Source organism: Streptomyces sp. NPDC001927 (assembly GCF_053594455.1).
In genome coordinates this window covers 148,265-165,862 of sequence record NZ_JBSFEN010000008.1, presented here as the reverse complement: position 1 = coordinate 165,862, position 17,598 = coordinate 148,265, and the positions used below count along the sequence as shown (strand labels likewise).

The 17,598-nt window shown below is 70.7% G+C and carries 14 protein-coding genes and 2 pseudogenes; 9 read left to right on the top strand and 7 right to left on the bottom strand.

All coding sequences use genetic code 11. The annotated features are described in order from the left end of the window. Positions 1 to 33: 33 nt before the first annotated feature. Positions 34 to 1,344, bottom strand: a complete 1,311-nt coding sequence (locus ACWCO8_RS22820) for an ABC transporter substrate-binding protein (protein ID WP_451033772.1) — start codon at positions 1,342 to 1,344, stop codon at positions 34 to 36. A gap of 128 nt (positions 1,345 to 1,472) precedes the next feature. Then, positions 1,473 to 2,570, bottom strand: coding sequence for a substrate-binding domain-containing protein (locus tag ACWCO8_RS22815; protein ID WP_362016127.1), 1,098 nt, complete (start codon positions 2,568 to 2,570; stop codon positions 1,473 to 1,475). Between ACWCO8_RS22815 and ACWCO8_RS22810 the strand changes: the two are divergent. Continuing rightward, a pseudogene (locus ACWCO8_RS22810) lies at positions 2,569 to 3,240 on the top strand (aminoglycoside phosphotransferase family protein); the annotation flags it as partial. The gene ACWCO8_RS22815 and the pseudogene ACWCO8_RS22810 overlap by 2 nt on opposite strands. A gap of 124 nt (positions 3,241 to 3,364) precedes the next feature. On the opposite strand, the pseudogene ACWCO8_RS22805 reads toward ACWCO8_RS22810, so the two are convergent. The 4 genes and pseudogenes from ACWCO8_RS22805 to ACWCO8_RS22790 form a co-directional block, all read right to left on the bottom strand. Next, a pseudogene (locus tag ACWCO8_RS22805) lies at positions 3,365 to 4,089 on the bottom strand (IS5 family transposase); the annotation flags it as partial. Between the two features lie 54 nt (positions 4,090 to 4,143). Beyond that, a complete protein-coding gene (locus tag ACWCO8_RS22800) occupies positions 4,144 to 4,452 on the bottom strand; it encodes a hypothetical protein (protein WP_451033771.1) in 309 nt (102 codons plus the stop codon). 119 nt (positions 4,453 to 4,571) lie between these two features. Beyond that, positions 4,572 to 5,447, bottom strand: a complete 876-nt coding sequence (locus tag ACWCO8_RS22795; protein ID WP_451033770.1) for a polysaccharide deacetylase family protein — start codon at positions 5,445 to 5,447, stop codon at positions 4,572 to 4,574. Next, positions 5,444 to 7,591, bottom strand: a complete 2,148-nt coding sequence (locus tag ACWCO8_RS22790; RefSeq protein ID WP_451033769.1) for an alpha-galactosidase — start codon at positions 7,589 to 7,591, stop codon at positions 5,444 to 5,446. The genes ACWCO8_RS22795 and ACWCO8_RS22790 overlap by 4 nt, the downstream gene beginning before the upstream one ends. A gap of 340 nt (positions 7,592 to 7,931) precedes the next feature. Between ACWCO8_RS22790 and ACWCO8_RS22785 the strand changes: the two genes are divergently transcribed. From ACWCO8_RS22785 to ACWCO8_RS22755, 7 genes are all read left to right on the top strand, one after another. After that, a complete protein-coding gene (locus tag ACWCO8_RS22785) occupies positions 7,932 to 8,747 on the top strand; it encodes a GntR family transcriptional regulator (RefSeq protein ID WP_451033768.1) in 816 nt (271 codons plus the stop codon). Positions 8,748 to 9,159: 412 nt separating this feature from the next. Then, entirely contained in the window at positions 9,160 to 11,130 is a 1,971-nt protein-coding gene (locus ACWCO8_RS22780) for an FG-GAP-like repeat-containing protein (RefSeq protein WP_451033767.1), read from the top strand. A gap of 509 nt (positions 11,131 to 11,639) precedes the next feature. Beyond that, entirely contained in the window at positions 11,640 to 12,584 is a 945-nt protein-coding gene (locus tag ACWCO8_RS22775; RefSeq protein WP_451033766.1) for a hypothetical protein, read from the top strand. After that, positions 12,581 to 13,522, top strand: coding sequence for a terpene synthase family protein (locus tag ACWCO8_RS22770; RefSeq protein ID WP_451033765.1), 942 nt, complete (start codon positions 12,581 to 12,583; stop codon positions 13,520 to 13,522). Before ACWCO8_RS22775 ends, ACWCO8_RS22770 begins: the two co-directional genes overlap by 4 nt. 9 nt (positions 13,523 to 13,531) lie before the next feature. Beyond that, positions 13,532 to 13,774, top strand: a complete 243-nt coding sequence (locus ACWCO8_RS22765; protein ID WP_451033968.1) for a methyltransferase domain-containing protein — start codon at positions 13,532 to 13,534, stop codon at positions 13,772 to 13,774. Between the two features lie 125 nt (positions 13,775 to 13,899). Next, the gene (locus ACWCO8_RS22760) at positions 13,900 to 15,252 is read left to right on the top strand and encodes a hypothetical protein (RefSeq protein ID WP_451033764.1); all 1,353 of its coding nucleotides are present in this window, start codon (positions 13,900 to 13,902) and stop codon (positions 15,250 to 15,252) included. 141 nt (positions 15,253 to 15,393) lie between these two features. Beyond that, the gene (locus ACWCO8_RS22755) at positions 15,394 to 16,317 is read left to right on the top strand and encodes an aminoglycoside phosphotransferase family protein (RefSeq protein ID WP_451033763.1); all 924 of its coding nucleotides are present in this window, start codon (positions 15,394 to 15,396) and stop codon (positions 16,315 to 16,317) included. 27 nt (positions 16,318 to 16,344) lie between these two features. On the opposite strand, the gene ACWCO8_RS22750 is transcribed toward ACWCO8_RS22755, so the two are convergent. Beyond that, the gene (locus tag ACWCO8_RS22750; RefSeq protein ID WP_451033762.1) at positions 16,345 to 16,830 is read right to left on the bottom strand and encodes a VOC family protein; all 486 of its coding nucleotides are present in this window, start codon (positions 16,828 to 16,830) and stop codon (positions 16,345 to 16,347) included. A 97-nt stretch (positions 16,831 to 16,927) separates the two neighbouring features. Here ACWCO8_RS22750 and ACWCO8_RS22745 point away from each other — a divergent pair, with 97 nt between their 5' ends. Next, entirely contained in the window at positions 16,928 to 17,509 is a 582-nt protein-coding gene (locus tag ACWCO8_RS22745) for a TetR/AcrR family transcriptional regulator (protein WP_451033967.1), read from the top strand. The last annotated feature ends 89 nt before the right edge of the window (positions 17,510 to 17,598 follow it).

Genomic DNA, 17,598 nt, shown 5'->3' with positions numbered 1-17,598 from the left:
GCCGGGGTCTGGGGACGGCCGGGCCCCACCGGGTCACTCGGCGAGCTTCAGCCCGCGCTCCTGGATGCCCGACTTGGCCTTCGCCTGGCCGGCGGTGACACCGCCGGTGAAGCCGGTCTTGGCGGTCTCGTCCTGGATGGCGGTGTAGACGTCCATCTGGTTCGGACCCCAGGTCCAGCCGGGAACGATCGTGTCGACCTGCTCGGAGGCCAGCTTGTAGAGGTCCTGACCGTTGTAGTACGCGGTGTCGAACTGCGCGGCGGCCACCGCACGCATCTCGGGGTTGGCCGGCAGGGCGCTGCTGGGCTTCTTCGGGTCGCTCAGCCGGGCCTTGACCGCGTCACCGTTGGTGGTGATCCACTTGATGAACTCGGCGGCGGCCGCGACGTTCTTGCTGCCCTTCAGCACGCCGTAGGACGTCCCGCCGTAGTTGCCGCTGGCCGGGGTGCCCCAGTTCGGCAGGGGCGCGGCGGCCCACTTGCCCTTCTGGTCCGGCAGGTTGGTCTTCATGCCGGCCGCGGACCAGGAGGCGCCGATGATGGAGAGAGTCTTGCCCTCGACCCGGGCCTTCGTCTCCTCCGGGCTGTAGCCGGTGTAGCTCTGCACGAGGTCGTTCTTGACCAGGTCGTCCCAGTAGGCGGCGACCTTCTTGGACGCGGCGTCGTCGACGCCGGGCTTCCACGCGTCGCCCTGGGTGCTGAACCACTTGCCGCCGGCCTGCCAGGAGAGCGCCGCGAGCAGGGCCGGGTCGGACTTGGTCATGTTGGCCAGTCGGACGTTCTTGTCGGCCTTCTTGACCTTCTCGGCGGCGACCTTGAACTCGTCCCAGGTCTTGGGGACCTCGATGCCGTACTTCTTGAACAGGTCCGTGCGGTAGTAGAAGACCTGCGGCGCGGCGTCGAACGGAACGGTCCAGGTCTTGCCGCCGAAGGTCACCAGGTCCTGGATGGGCTGGGGGAACTTCTCCTTGACGGTGGCACCGGCGTGTTCGGTGAGGTCGACCAGGTGCCCCTGGCTCGCGAACTCGGGGACCATCTGGTACTCGATGGTCGCCACGTCGGGCGCGTTGCCCGCCTTCACACCGTTGGACAGCTTGCCGTAGCCCTCGGCGCCACCGGTGATCTCGGTGAACTTGACCTGGATGTTCTTGTGGGTCCGGTTGAACTCGTCGACGGTGGCCTTCGCGCCACCCGTCCAGGTCCAGTACGTGATGGTGACCGGCTTGCCGTCGGAGGCGGCGTCGGACGAGCCGCCGTCGCTGCCACCGCAGGCGGTGGCGAGCAGACCGAGAGCGGCGACGGTGGCGGTGGCGGCTATACGGAACGAGCGTGAACTGCGCGACATGGCACGGCTCCTACGGAAACCTCGACGGGGAGAAAGAGGCGAACGAGGCACATCTTTTTCGCCAACTCGATCACCGTCAAGAGCAAACGCACAAGACAATCAAAACGATCGAGCAACGATCACGATGTTCATCCGGTCTCCGAGGCCCCCTGGCGTCCCCCGCAGGAGGCGCGAACCCTCAACTTCGGCAGCAGATCCAGGTGTTGACGCGGCCCCGGCTCGCTCCCCGAGCTCCGCTCGGCCAGCCGCTCGAGCAGCAGCTTCGCCGCAAGCTCGCCGACCGCCTGCTTGGGCGGAGCGATCGCCGTCAGTGGTACGTCGGCAAGGGCGGCCACCTCGTCCTCGTACGCGACCAGCGCGAGGTCCTCCGGAACGCTGATGCCGCGGGCCTGAAGCCGGGGGACAAGGACGATGGCGTCCTCGTCGCTGTGCACCAGGGCAGCCGTGACCCCGTGCCGCTCGACGGCCTCGACGAGGTACTCCGCCACCTCGTCGTACTCCGCACCCGACCCGCGGGTGAACGGCGAGCCCGGCACGGTCTCGAGGCCCAGCGCCCGCACCGAGTTGACGTACCCGGCGGTGATGCCCGTCGCGTGCGGGCCCTCCTGCAGCACGGCGGCGACCGAACGGTGGCCGAGGGACGCGAGATGGTTCACCGCGAGCGCGGCGCCGTGCGCGCGGTCGGTACGCACCCGGTCGAGCGTGGCCGCCGGGTTGACGGCCGGCGCCGTACGCTCCACGAGCACCGTCGGGGCCCCGCAGGCGAGCAGCCACTCCTCCTGCCCATCGGTGGGCACCCCGCCGAACCAACTCGGCGCCACGAGCAACCCCTCGGCCCCGCTGGCCAGCAGATGCTCCGCCTGCACGGGGTCCTCGCTGTCGACGTACCCGGACACGCCGAGCACCAGCCGGCCGCCCTGCGCCTCGACGGCCTTGCGGGCCCCGAGGACGACGTCCCCGAAGATGTACGTCGTCGTCGGCACGATCATCCCGACCACCACACCCCCGGCCTCCGGCTCCTCCGCCCGAGCGCCCCCCTCACCGGGCCAGACGACCGCCCCGTGCATCCGCTGCACCTTGCCCAGCGCGGCCAACGCCTCCACGTCCCGCCGCAGCGTCACCGGCGACACCCCCAGCTCGGACGCGAGCTCGGTGACCCGGATACTTCCGCGCGCCCGGACGAGTTCGAGTACCCGGTCGTGACGATGATCGACGTGATGCCGCATGGCTCCCCCTGAATCCCTCTGGAGGCGCTACCGTACGCCTCTGCTCCCAGCGTATCGATCGATTGCGATCGAATCGATCAGAATGCGGAGTGCGGGAAATGTGAAGAACGCCGAGGGGGCCGCGGGGATGAAGGACGAGGTCACGCTGGAGGGCGGGGGCACCACCACGGTGGTGCGCGTCGGCGACACGGTACGGCGCCCCCTCCGTGCCTGGAGCCCGAGCGTCCACCGTCTCCTGGCCACCGTCCGGCGGAACGGGTTCACAGGGGCGCCGAGGTACCTCGGAACGGACGAGCGGGGCCGGGAGATCCTCGACCACCTGGATGGAGAGGTCGGCCACTACCCACTGCCGCCCTCGGTGCGCGGCTACCGCGCGCTCACGTCGGCGGCACGGCTGCTCCGCCGCTACCACGACGCAACCGTCACCCTCGCCGCGGAGGGCGCCGAGGGCTGGCAGTTCGGCTCTCTCCAGCCGGTCGAGGTCGTCTGCCACGGGGACTTCGCGCCGTACAACTGCGTGTTCGACGGCACCGGGACGGCCGTCGGAATGATCGACTTCGACGGGGCCCGACTCGGCCCCCGAGCGTGGGACCTGGCCTACGCCGTGTACCGCTTCGCACCCCTCACCGATCCCGCCAACAGCGACGGGTTCGGCACCGCGGACGAGCAGGCACGCCGTGCCAGGCTGTTCCTCGATGCCTACGGCAGCGATCGCGGGGAGCGCGCCGGGGTGGTCGACACCCTCGTCCCGCGCCTGGAGTCGCTGGTCGCGTTCATGCGGGAAGCCGCGGCCGCCGGGGACGAGAACTTCGCCCGGCACATCGCCGAAGGACACCTCGACCTGGTCTGCCGCCGCGGCTGCCCAGCCGCTTGCGGTTCGTGGCTTGGTCGGAGGGCTGCGGGATCACGGCCCGGATCCCTCGGCGCCGCAGGTGAGTGCGGATCGCGCGGGACGAGTAGGCCTTGTCCGCGAGGACCACGTCTGGCGTCGTTCGTGGTCGGCCGACCGGTCGGGGAACCCGGATCCGGGCCGTGACTTGCTCGAACGCCGACGCGTCGCCGGCCTGGCGTGATGACGAAGGCCAGAGGCCGGCAGCGGCTGTCCGCGGCGAGGTGGATCTTGGTGGTCAGTCCGCCGCGGGAGCGTGCGAGGGCATGGTCGTCCGGCTCGTCGGCCGGGGCCCCATTTGGTGGGCTCCGGCGGCGTGTTGGTGGGATCGGACGACGGTGGAGTCGACCGAGACGACCCAGTCGAGGTCGCCTTCGGCGTCGGCCTGGGCGAGCAGGGCTGCCAGAGGCGTTCCCAGGTCCCGTCGGCCGCCCATTTCCGAAGTCGGTTGTGAACGCCCTTCCACGACCAGAACACCTCGGGCCGGTCCATCCACGGCGTTCCGGTCCGGTAGTTGAACGCGTCCGCGTCGATCACCTGCCGGTGATCCCGCCACCGACCGCCACGTCTCGGCGTCCGGTCCGGCAGCAACGGCTCGATCCGCGCCCACTGCGCGTCAGTCGGCGACACACATCAACCAACGATCAGACGATCCCGCCGGAAACGGTTCAGCGCTGTTGCATGTCAGACCAGCTCGAAGCCCCTCCGGATGACACCGTATTCCCCAGGCGTCTCCCAGCACGTGTAGTGGCGGCCAAGAAGATCGGGCAGGTCAATCCCCAGTTGCTCCGCCAGCCCGGCGGCACCGGTCTTGGATGTCCGAGAGGGGGCATCGGCAGCTTGACAGTGGGCAGTGGCGCCCCGCAGTTCGATCACTACGTACTCCACGCGCCTGTCGGCGCTGACACCCGATTCCTTGTGCTTCTGCTCGTGCCGGGCATCCATAGCCTGTCCACAGAGACCGCAGCGCAAGTTGCTTTGTGAGGCATCCACGGCAGGCATCGTACGGCTTCCTCGAACACGTGCGGTCACCAGCCATCCCCACCCCCGGAACAACTGGGCATCGGCTCGCAAGCCGCCTGCACTCCCATCGCTGATCCGAAAGGAACGCCCTAGGGGGCAGACGACTGCGTGTGTCCCCAGATGTGCTGGAGGGACCGGTAGTCGATCACCGTGATGCCCTCCTCGTGGAGCACGTCGCGGGCCTGCGGCGAGGTCAGGAACTCGTAGTCCGTGCGGCGGACGGTCCAGCCGTCGTCGACGGTCCGCGATTCCGGGGTGCCGAGACTGGGGTGGACCGCCCACTCGTTGAGGCCGGCGGGCAGGTCGCGCAGCAGCTGGACGTAACGGGCCGCCTTCGCCTCGATGGGGAGCGAGTAGCTGTCCAGGAAGTCGTTGTCGGTGACCGGCAGCCCGCGTTCGCGCAGCACCCGACGCGCGGGGTCGAGCCACACCCGGACCGCGACGCCGTACTCGGCCGCCAGGGCCACGGTCAGGTCCAGGATGTCGTCGCGGCCGCCGTCGGCCAGGCAGTGGAAGTCCAGGTGGGTCGGCGCGAGCCCGGCGTCGGCGACGGTGTCGATCTGGGCGCGGAACTCACGTTCGACGTCCTCGATCCGGGCCTGGGAGAAGAGCGCCGCCCGCCCGGCCGGTGTCGGTGCGAACAGCTCACCCGCCGGGTCCAGCAGTGAAGGCACCCGTTCCCTGGCGCTCGTCGGCCCCCACCGGATGCCGGGCATCTCGCACACCAGGGTGAGGTGGATCCCGAAGGGGACCTGCGGACTTCGGACGAGCAGGTCCATGGCCTGCGCCGCCGCCGGGCACGGGATCATCAGGCTGCACGACGCCGCGATGCCCTCCTCGATCGACTCGATCACCGCCGCGTTGATCGCCGGATACATCCCGAAGTCGTCGCAGTTGACGATCAGCAGCCGGGCATCGCGCGGATACCCCAGCAGCTCACCCGACGATGCACTCACGTCACTCATGCGTTCAGTCGCTCCACTTCCAGGAGTAGCGCGTCGCCGGGGGCGAGCCGCGGTACGGAGAGTCCGAGTACGGCCAGGACTCGTCCGGTGGCCGTCACGCCGGTCGTCGCGAGGGGGCCGGGTACCCGGGCGTGCGGGGTCACCTCCGGGGTGAGCGTGACGCGGTACGAGGCGTCGTCCGCGAGGCCCGGCAGACGCAGTCGTACGGGAGCGTCCGCGACGGACGTGCCGGTCTGGGCGTAGCAGTACAGGGCGCGGCCACGGTCGGCGGCGACGACGCCGTGGAGGAGGGCGGCGGGGTCGGGGTGGTCGGCCCGTACGGTCGTACCGGTGTGGATCAGTTCGCGCCGGCGCTTGTAGAGGGCGACCCAGGACGCGAGTGCGACCAGCTCCTCCTCCGTACACCCGGTGAGGTCCCACTCGATCCCGGCATGGCCGAACAGGGCCGTGGCGCAGCGGAAGCCCAGCCGGGTGGTGCGGCCGGTGACGTGCGCGGTGGCCGGGCCGACGTGGCTGCCGACGAGTTCGGGCGGGAGCAGCAGCCCGGTCCAGCGCTGGATGTGCTGGCGGTCGACGGGGTCGTTGGTGTCCGAGGCCCAGACCCGGTCGGTGCGCTCGATGATGCCGAGGTCGACGCGGCCGCCGCCAGACGCGCAGGACTCGATCTCCACCCCGGGGTGGAGTCGCCGGACGCGGTCGATGAGCGCGTACACGGCCCGGGTGTGGCGGTGCACGCCGGCCGCGCCGTCGTGGACCGCCTCGACGAGGGGGCGGTTGTGGTCCCACTTGACGTACGCGATGGGGTACTCGGTGAGCAGCGCGTCGATCCGCGCGGCGAGGTGGGCGAACACGTCGGGGCGGGCGAGGTCCAGGACGTGCTGGTTGCGGTGGGGCTCGGGCAGCCGGCCGGGCGCGGCGAGCAGCCAGTCGGGATGCTCGCGGGCCAGGTCGGAGTCGGGGTTGACCATCTCGGGCTCGAACCACAGCCCGAAGTCCATGCCGAGCGAGCGGACGTGGTCGGTCAGCGGATGGAGTCCGTTCGGCCAGATCTTCTCGTCGACGTACCAGTCGCCCAGCCCGGCGCTGTCGCCGCGACGGCCCCGGAACCAGCCGTCGTCGAGCACGAACCGCTCGACACCGACCTGATGGGCCCGGTCGGCGAGTGCCTTGAGCCGGTCGAGATCGTGATCGAAATAGACCGCCTCCCAGGTATTCAGGACGACCGGCCGTGGCGTTCGTGGGTGGTGGGGGCGGGCGCGCAGCATGCGGTGCAGTCGGTCGCCGATGCCGTCCAGACCGTCGCCGGAGTGGACGAAGTACACCCACGGGGAGGCGTAGGACTCGCCGGGCGCCAGCCGCACCTCGCCGGAGGCGAGCAGTTCGCCGCCGGAGAGGACGCTGCTATGGCCGGCGGACCGCTCGGCGCCGTACTCGCTCTCACCGCTCCAGGCCACGTGCACGGCCCAGACCTGGCCGTGGCGGAAGCCGAACCCGGGTGTTCCCGCGACGAGCAGGGTGGCGGAGTCGTGGCCGGGCCGGCCCTCCCGTGTCTCGCGCAGATGCAGGCCGTGGACGAACGGGGAACGCTGGGGCGCGCGCTCGAAGCCCCAGCGGCCGGTGAAGTCGAGCAGCTCGGCGGCCTCTTCGGGGAGCGGGAGCGACGGCCGGGCCGCGGCCACCGTCCAGTGGTCGTCGCCGGTGTTGACCACGGTGTGCCGGAGGCCGACCACGCCCTGGGCGGTGAGCCGCAGCTCGCAGGTGAGGGCGACACCGGCCTCGGCGTCGGCGGCGTGCGCGGTCACGACGGAGCCGCCGCTGTCGTCGGCCGCGTGCCTGACGGGCTCGGTCAGGAGTGGCCGCAGGTGCGGCCAGCGCCCGGCCCGGTCACCGCGGATGCCGGGCCGCCCCGACCACCCCTCGGACTGCAGGGGGACGAGCGGAACCCCGTACGTCACGCCGCTGCCCGCGGTCCGGGCGTCGTCCGCGGTACCCGCGCCGCTCGCGGCGAAGGCCGCGTCGCCGTCGGCGGCCGGGTCCAGGGCGGCGCCCCAGTGCAGCACCCGTGGAAGCGACGGCCCGGCGATGTCCAGGACCACGCCGATGCCGCCCGCGGCGAGCACGAGCGGTCGCGGTGCGGCCCTCATGCCGTACCTCTCGGGGTGGCCGCCTGGAGCGGGTCGCGGCGGTTGAGCTTCATCCATGCCTCCGGGCGAGGGGACGCGTAGGGAACCGGTTGACCTCACGAACACTCAGGAACGCGCAGTTTCTATCAGGTTCGCGCAAGCTCCGACAGTGATGCCCGCTAAAGTAATCCAGACAAGTGAGGGCGGGGTTTCGCTGCCCGGTGATGAAACACCCTGTCGGCGAACGGCACTTGGCGCTGTGGAAGCGAGTGCGCGCGTGGTTTGACGCAAAGGTGTAGACCAATGCTAGCTTGATGCCGCACCGCGCCCGGACCATCACATTCCGTGAGGTGACGTTGTCGTGTCTCGCCCCCTGCACCACCGGCCCGCCCCCGCCCCCGCCTATCTGCGCATCGCCACTCACCTGGAGCGGGAGATAGCCCAGGGCCACATGCCCGTACACACCAAACTCCCCGCCGAACGTGCTCTCGCCGAGACGTTCGCCGTCAACAGGCAGACCGTCCGGGCCGCACTCCAGTGGCTTCGCCAGCGGGGACTCGTCGTGACCGACCGCCGGGGCACCTACGTGAACGGCGCCGCCCGGCAGCCCGGACCGTCCATCGACCGCCCCGCAGCCACCGAACCGGAGGGAACCGCGCACCTGTTCCCGGCGGGTGCCGCCGACAGTGCGCACGAGGGACGCCTCTTCAGCGCCCCGGTCTCACCGGCCATGGCCGACGCCCTGGGCATCCTGCGCACCCGCCCGGCGCTGACGCACCACCAGCGCTTCGTCACCGCATCCGGCGAGCTGACGCACGAGGCCGTCACCCACTTCGCCCCCGCGGCCACCCTGGAGATCCCCGAACTCTCCCGGTACGTCACGCGGTTACCGGTGATCGACCCCGATCTGCGGCTGCTGCACCACTGGCTGACCCGCTCCGGGATCCGACCGACCATCAAGGAAACGGTCACCGTCACCCGACCCGATCCACGACGCGGCACCCCCGCCCCACCCGAACTCACCATCCGCCGCCACCTGTACGACCACCACAGCCGCCTCCTCGCCATCACGGACGTCACCTTCCCGGGCGCGTGGCAGGAGATCGCCCTCACCCACGCGGGCGCACTCCCACTCACCCACGACATGCGCCCGGCACGGCCGACCCGGTCGGACTGACGCCGGGAACCACCAGATGGGCTCGCTCCCGGGGACGGGTCGTGGCCACGTAGTACTCCTCGACCGACGCCAGGGCGCCATCAAGATCCCTGGCGACTTCCAACACCTCGTGAACGCTGTCCACGACCCGCTGTTCGCCACTCGATCAGTGGCCACTCTGAAAGAGCTCAGTGACACGGTGGGCCGTACCCAGCCCCTCGGGGACGCCCGGTCTGCTGCTTACCTACCTCAGAAGGATCTTGAATGATCTAATGATCGACGGCCTCGCAGGCGTCGGTCGTCGTGTTTGCCGTGGCTGTGGCGAGATGGACGATCCGGCCGGGCGAGGCTCGCTCCGCATGCACCCCCACCGAGGGGTGCATTTTCTCGTTCGACGGCAAGGGATGTGAAGAGCTGGATGAGAAGACCTTCCATGGCAATGGGCGCGGCCGCGCTGTGCTTCGCTCTGCTCGGCCTGTCCACGGGCGCCGGTGGTGCGACCGCCGCGCCCGGGCAACCGGCAGGGACGGCCACGGCATTCGGCAGTACGGCGGTTGCGCCGACCGTTGAGGCGGCCGCACCGGGCGCCGGTGCCCGGTTGACCGGCACCGGTGCCCGTCACGACTACAACGGTGACGGCCGCAGCGATCTGGCCGCCTGGTACGACTACGCAGACGGGCACGACGCCGTACGCACCTTCCTCGCGGGCTCGAACGGCGCTTTCGCCGCGCCCGGGGTGGGCTGGGAGACCCCCGCGGGCAACTACTGGGTCGAGAACATGAAGCGCCTCACCGGCGACTTCAACGGGGACGGTGTGGGCGACCTCGCGGCCTTCTACGGTTACGAGGACGGTCGGGTCACCCTGCTGACCTGGCTCGGCCGTGGAGACGGCAGATTCGAGAGTCCTCTCCACTCCTGGACCGCGGCGCCGGGCAACTGGAATTTCGACGCCATGACCGCCCAGGCCGGCGACTTCAACGGGGACGGCCGTGACGACGTCGCCGTCTGGTACGCCTACGGAGACGGCGGCGACAAACTCTTCACGATGCTCGCCCGCCCGGACGGCGGTTTCGGCGCGCACTTCTCCTCCTTCGAGCGGGCCCCTGGGGATGGCTGGTACGTCAACCGCATGAAGTTCGCCACCGGTGACTTCAACGGGGATGGTCGTGACGACCTCGCGGCGCTGTACGGGTACCGGGACGGCAGTGTGAAGCTGATGTACTGGGCCGGGCGGACCAATGGCGGGTTCGCCGAGCCCGTGCACGGCTGGGAGTCCACGGGCTGGACGTTCCGGCAGGCGAGTCTGCACGCGGGTGACTTCGACGGTGACGGCCGCGACGAACTGGCTGCCTGGTACGACTACGCGGACGGACACGACGCGGTGATCGGCTTCCGTCTCGGCACGGACGGAAAGTTCGGCGCCCGGCGGGACATGCTGACCCTCCCGGCGGGCTCGTACGATCGTTCGCGTATGAAGATCGTCACCGGTGACTTCAACGGGGACGGCCGCGACGACCTGGCCACTCTCTACGGCTACGCCGACGGACGGGTGAAGACGATCACCTTCACCGCCAAGCCCGACGGTGACCTCAACAGTCCCCTGCACAGCTGGGAGTCCGAGCCCGGCAACTGGACCTTCAGCCAGGTCCACATGATGGAGGGGTACACCAGCCCCACCCTGCTGCCCTACTGTCCCGCGGTGTTCGGGCACGGCGGGTGGCCCTCGGAGGCGGAAGGCTGGCAAGAAGACCAGATCCGTGCAGCGAACCACCCCAGGGGCCTCGCCCAGGAGAAGAGCTGGGGCGCGGCCGGGGTGGAGGCCGATCTGCGGCTGACCAAGAACGGCACCAAGGCCGTGATGTGGCACAACAGAACCACCTTCGGGCTGACCGGATCGTCTGATCCCATCTCGGAGTTGACGTGGGCGAGCGGGCCGAACCCGCTCAGTGGACGCACCATCACGCGCGGCCCTTACACGGGTGAGACCGTGTACACGTTCCGCGAGTGGCTCGACAGCGCCAAGGCTCTCGGCATGGTCGTGATGGTGGAGGTGAAGACGGAGACGAAGGAGTCTCTCCTCAGCAGTGACTCGTCGATCCGGGAGACGGCCTGGAACGAGGTGCTCGCACCGATCGCGGAGCGCATCGCGTCCCAGGAGATCATGATCTACACGCATGACACGGAGCTGGATCCGGTGCTCCGGAGCCGGGTCAGCGCCGCAGGCCTCTCCGCGGCCCTCACCGGGTTCCCCGACTGGTACGACGTCGTCGACTGGCAGGAGCCGCCCCCGCCGGCCTCCGGCAACTACGCCTCCTGGCAGCGGGCGCTGGACGCCGATGTGACCCGTCTGGCCACCTCGTGGACGCCGGGCCTCACCGACTGGATGGACGGACGCTGCGTCTGACGTTCGCCCCGGGCCGCGGGGGAGGCGATGAAGTTCGCCTCTCCCGCGGCCCGCTGCTTTCCGAGTTCGGCCGAGCGGTGTACACGCCCTCCACGACGACGACGCCCAAGTCGTCGCCGTGGACCACCACGGCGCCGCACAACTCCACCAGGGCTGCCGCCAAGGCCGACTTGCCTGATCCGCCCATCCCGTCGACCGCGACCAGCGCGACTCCGTCGCGGCTTCGGGCGTCGATGGCGGCGGCCACCTGTGCGGCGGCGGTCGTGATCATCGGCATGGCGGCGTTCTGTCTTCGTCGGCCCCCACGGGAAAGCGGCGGCACCGAGCGTTCAACACGTTCAACGACCTGCCCACCCCGGGCACCTTCCACAGGGACAGCGCCCGGCATATAACGAGCACCATCCGCCCCCGCCGCGACCCCGGGGCTCGCCATGCTGCAAGACCCACACCCTTACGCACTCTCCTCCGCCGCCTTGGGATGGGCCTTTCTCTCCGCTTCCCCGAACGGCATGCCCCCATCGATGTGCTCCTTCCACCCGTCCTTCACCGAGGTCGTACCACCCGCAGCAGCGCCTCGGCTGTTGCGCGAGCGGCACGGCACGGACCTCGGCTTCGCTCTCGGCGACGAGGCGTTCTCCGCGATGCTCGCCCTGGCGGTGCTCCCGCCGGCCCCCGGACCGGCCGAGCGACGCTTCCTGGCGGATGCGGCCCGCCAGGTGGAGGGAGCGCGCCGGGGGAACCGGTTCGGGTTCTTTCCCGGTGTCCCCGGATTCGCCGCCGACACGGACTGCACGGCCGTCGCGGCGGGCGCACTCTTCGAGCACGGTCTGATGTCGGCAAGCAGGCTGCTCGCGACGGCCCAGGACCTCATCCGGTCCGCGGCCCCGCCCGGAAGCGGTGCGCCGAACGGCCCGCTCCACGAGGGCGTCTTCCTCGTGTACTGGGACGACACGACGGAACCCGACGCCCCGCCGCGCGGCCGCAAACACGACGCGGTCGCCTGCGCCAACGTGCTCGTGACCCTTCACCTCGCGACGGGCCACACAGACGCGTCCCTCGCCACCCTCGCGTACCTCCGCCACCACCTCACATCCGGCGCCTACCGATCGGGCACCCGCTACTACCCGTCTCCCGCGGCCTTCCTCTACGCGGCCGCCCGTGTGTGCAGCCGATGTGAACAGTGCGCGGACCGACTCGCGGACCCACTGGCCACCGCCCTGAGACGTACGGAACCGGAAGGCGCGCTCGATCTCGCGCTCCTGGCCATCGCCGCGGACCACCTCGGGCTCGTCTCCCCGACCGCCTGGCGCGAGCAACTCGTCGCGCAACAGCGGCAGGACGGTGGGTGGCCCGCCTCCGGGTGCTTCCGGATGGGCCGGGTACCGCTCTGGTTCGGCTCCCCGCACCTCACGACCATTTTCGCCGTCCGCGCCCTGCAAGGGGCGACGCCGTGACCTCCGTACCCGCCGCTCGGTCCGTGTATCTCGACGAGCCGCACCGCCGCACCGCGGAGAAGCTGCTCGCCTGGTCGCTGCGCCACTGCACCTGCGCCCGGGGCAGGGAGTACCACGAACGCGGGGCCTACCTCGCCGCCACGTACGACGCGTACTGCGCCCCGCGCCGCCCGACCGGCCCCGAGGTGGACGCGGGTACGCTCTTCGTCCTGCTCGTGTTCCTGGTGGAGGACGTGACGGTCGCCGAGAACGAGGCACTCGTACGGTTCATCAGGACGGGCGCCGTCGACGACCGGAACGAGGGAGTGGCGTGCCTCAGGGCCATCCTGGAGACGCTGCACCGGAAGGGCATCGCGACGGATCGGCTGGAGGAGACGTTCCGCGCCTGGGCGTCGCGCGCACGCGCCGAGCAGGCGCTGTCCGTGGAGGACCTCACGGTCGAGACCTACTGGCCGTACCGGCAACACACCATCCTCGTACCCCTCTTCCTCGAGTGCTGGACCACCGAACTCGGCCTCCACCTCACCACCGACGTCGAAGAAGCCCTGGACGCCAGCGGACTGCCGGAACTGGCCGCGCACCTGGTCGTACTGGTCAACGACCTGGGCTCCCTGGACCGGGACGCCGCCCGCCGCGTGGACGACGGCCACGTCGTCGACATCAACTCCGTCCTCCTGCTCGAACCCACCCTCGGGTCACGCGAGGCAGCAGTCCGCCACCTCGTGGAGCAACACAACTACGAGGTCGAGCAGTTCACCGCCCGCGCCACCCGTCTCCTGGCCGAGCACGGTCACGCGGAACCGCGACTACGCGACCGGATCGAACTGATCCGACACCAGACCAACGGCAACGTCGCCAGCGTCCGCCACCTCACGGACCGCTACCCGGGCAGCCGCCTGCGGCTGCGCGACCTGCGGGCGATACCCGACATGATGTAGGTCCGAGCTCTGGAGGACGCGCGCGGCTTCGACCTGGTCTACAGCCACACGATGCTCCACCATCTGCAGGACTACCGCGCGGGTTTGGAGCACCTGAAGAGCCTCGCGCGGCCGGGCGGCACCGTCGCGCTGGTCGACAACGTGTGCCGCGAGCTGTACGGGAGCGCCTTCCCCGGAGCACGCTTCGACGACCTCGACTTCGCCTTGGCCATGTCCTGGACGGCTCCCCGGAAGGGGGATGAGGTCCAGTGACCGGGCCACGCATCGCAGATCCCGCATGAGGTGGCAGTGGGCGCTGATGCGGGCATAGCCCTCTTGAGTACCCAACCTCGATCGTCCTGTGAACGCGGTGGGAGGAAGGGGCGCTGGGAGGGTCCGTGGCACGTCGTGAGGCCAACGGACTGCTCGCCGCACTGCTCGGCGAGGCCGACTGGACCGGGGGCGAGCTGGCCCGTGCGGTCAACAGCCTGGGAACGGCCCAGGGCCTACGCCTCCGCTACGACCGGACGTCCGTGGCCCACTGGCTCACCGGGTCCCGCCCCCGCCCGCCGATTCCCGATCTGGTCGCGGCCGCCTTCAGCCGGCGAGTCGGTCGCCTCGTGCTCGCCGCGGAGACCGGGTTGGCCGCGCCGGAACGCTCCTGGGAATCGCTGCTCGCCCCCGGCGCCGCCTCTGTTGTGGGTGGACTCATCGCTCTGTGCCGTGCGGAGGCTCGGCCCGAGCAGCGCGCCCTTCTGGCCCGCTCCGGGTACGCGCTGACCGCTCTCGCGCTCCCCGCCTGGCCCTCGCCACCGGCGGCGCAGTCGGTGACGTCCACAGCGAGAGGGTTCCAGCGCCTGGTCCCCGAAGACGTGCAGTTGCTGCAGGAGATGGCGCGCGTGTACGCGGCGTTGAGCCGCAGTCACGGTGGCGCCCACGCGCGCAGCGCACTTGCCGCCTACATCGGTGACGACGTCAGCCGCCTCCTGGGCGCCCCGGGGGCCGGGCGGCTGCACGACGACGCGCGGGTCGCGGCAGCTCAGTTGGTGCATGTGCTCGCTGTCATGACCGCGGACGCGGGACGCGAGGGACTGGCGCAGCGCTACTTCGCGCATGCCCTGACGCTGGCCCATCAGGCGGGCGATCGCCGGCAGTACGCCATCGCCCTGCGGGCCATGAGCTCGCAGGCGCTGAGGCTGTTGCACCACCGTCGTGCGGACGAGTTGGCGCACGCTGCGCTCACCGTCCACGGAGAGCGCGGCGATCCGACGGCGCTCAGCTTCCTGCTGGCCCAGCGGGCGCTCACCTCGGCCCATCGTGGCGAGCGCCTCGTAGCCCTCGCCGATCTTGCCGCCGCGGAGCGCCGGCACGAGCGCGCGGTCCATGAAGGCGCTCCGTTCGTGGCGTATCCGCCTTCGGGCCTCCACTACCAGCGGGCCGAGGTCTTCCTCGCCCTCGGCGACGACGCCGAAGGCAGGGCCGCCTTGCGGTCAGCCCTCGCTCACCGGCCCCCCGGCGACCACCGGCCGGTCGCCCTCACCCATGCCAGGCTGGCCGAATCCCTGCTGAGAGTCGGTCACTTGGAGGAGGCCTGTGGTCACTGGAGCAGGTTCCTCGACCACTATCCGCACCTCCACTCCCGGCAGGTGGACCGAGCCTTGTCCGAACTCGTACGGCGACTGCGGCCCCATCAGCGACAACGGCACGCCGCCGCAGTCCTGGACCAGGCACGAGAGCACATACGACGGTGACGGCGAAGGGGACGGGGCGAGAGCGAAGGGATCATCCACGGCACCTGTCTACGGGGCACGAGACGACTCCGCCTCCCCCGAACCGACGGTCCGGGGGAGATCCACCCGAAGAGACGTTTCGCCGTACTACCTTTGCTCCGCATGACCCACACCGAGAGCGAGATCGACATCACGGCGGAGCTGGTCCGGGACCTGCTGCGCGACCAGCACCCCGACCTGGCGGATCACCCCGTGAAGCTCGGCGCGCGTGGTTGGGACAACCAGTTGTGGCGGCTCGGTGACGACCTCGCCGTACGGTTGCCCTGGGCGACGCGGTCCGCGGACGCGTTGCTGCGCAAGGAGTACGCCTGGCTGCCCGCCCTCGCCCCGCACCTCCCGCTGCCGATCCCCGTTCCGCAGCGCCTCGGCGAGCCCTCCGAGCGGTTCCCCCGGCCCTGGATCGTCACCACGTGGGTGCCGGGCGAGCCCGCCGACCGCGCCCCCGCCACGCGTGGCGCGGAGGCGGCCGACACCCTGGCCGCGTTCCTGACGGCTCTTCACCGACCCGCTCCCACCGGGGCGCCCACCGGTCGTGGCCGCGGGGGACCGCTGGCGCACCATGCCGGAGGGTTCGCCGGGCAGCTCGCCGCGGCCACTCAGCTGGGCCTGATCCCCGACCCGGACGCCGTCCGCGCGGTCTGGGAGGATGCCGCCGCCGCGCCCGACTGGGACGGTCCGGCGCTGTGGCTCCACGGCGACCTGCATCCGGCCAACGTTCTCACCGAGGACGGCACCTTCTGCGGCGTGATCGACTTCGGCGACCTCTTCGCGGGCGATCCGGCCTGCGACCTCGCCGCCCCTTGGGTACTTCTCCCGGACGGCGCCGTCGACCGCTTCTACGAGGCCTACCGGCCGACCGCGGACGCCGCGACCCTGCGTCGCGCCCGCGGTTGGGCGGTGCTGCGCGCCCTCGCCTGCCTCCTCATCGGTGACGCCGGCGTCCACGGCCGCCCCGGCGGCAAGCCCACCTGGGGCCCACCCGCGCAGGCCACCCTGCGGCGCCTCGTCTCCACGGCCGGCAGCTGACGCCCGCAGGGCATGCGACGTGCGAAGTCAGGCGTCGGTGTCGCTGTCGCTGTACAGGGCCGCGTACTCCTCGCTGGGCGGTACGACGGTGATGACATCGATGAGCACACCGTCAGGGGCCGCGACGATGAAGTGTCGCTGGCCGAAGTCCTCCGTCCGCAGCGGCAGGACCTCGGGAAGGCCGGCCTCCGCCACGAGCCTCTGGTGCTCGGAGTCCACGTCGTCCACCTCGAAGTTCAGGAGCAGCCCGCCTTGGAGCGCGCCCCGGTGGCCCTCGGGGACGGTCGGGTGGGTGTGGTCCAGCAGCGCCAGTTCGTACTGCGGCGCGTCGGGGCGGCGCAGACTGACGTACCAGTCCGCCTCGAAGGTCACCTCGAACCCGAGGTGACGGGTGTAGAAGTCGCGGGACGCTCCCACGTCCCCGGTGGCGAGCACCGGGTAGAAGCCACCGAGCTTGGTCGTGGGAGTGGTCGTGGTGGTGGGACTGGGGGTGGTCGTGAGGTCGTTCGTCATGGCAGAGCCCCTTCAGATCCATTTCACATACCCGGGGTATGTGAACCATAGCGTTAGCATACCCCCGGTATGCGAAATGGAAAGGGCGGTGCGCACCATGGCGGTCAACCGGGCTGAGCAGCGGGCGGCGACGCGGCAGGCGCTATTGGCCGAAGGCCGACAGCGGTTTGCGGCCGACGGGTACCACCACGTGGTCCTTGCTGAGGTTGCGCGGGCCGCCGGGGTCACCAAGGGGGCCGCCTACCACCACTTCGACAGCAAGGCGGGGCTCTTCCGGGCCGTCGTCGCCGAGGTCCAGCACGAACTGGGGGAGCGGGTCGCGACCGCCGCCGAGCGGCATGAGGACCTCTGGGAGCAACTCCGCGCCGGCTGCCGGGCCTTCCTGGCTGCGGGGACCGACCCGGCCGTACGCCAGATCCTGCTGGTCGACGCGCCGACCGTACTCGGCTGGGACGAGTGGAGGGCCCTCGACGAGGAGTCCTCCGCCCGGCACCTCACCGAGGCCCTGGAGGCGCTCGCCGCAGCCGGGATCATCGCCGATCAGCCGGTGGAGCCCCTTGCCCGGCTCCTCTCGGGGGCGATGAACGAGGCCGCGCTCTGGATCGCGCGCGGCGGGGACGCGCAGGCGGCGGAGCAGGCGCTCGACCGGCTGCTGGCGGGGCTGCGCACCGAGGGCTGATCGATCGCGCGGAAGTACGGACAGCGACCTGATCCGTCATCTGCGGGCCGGGCGTCGGTCGGCCGTACGGCCGCCTCGGACGCCGGGGC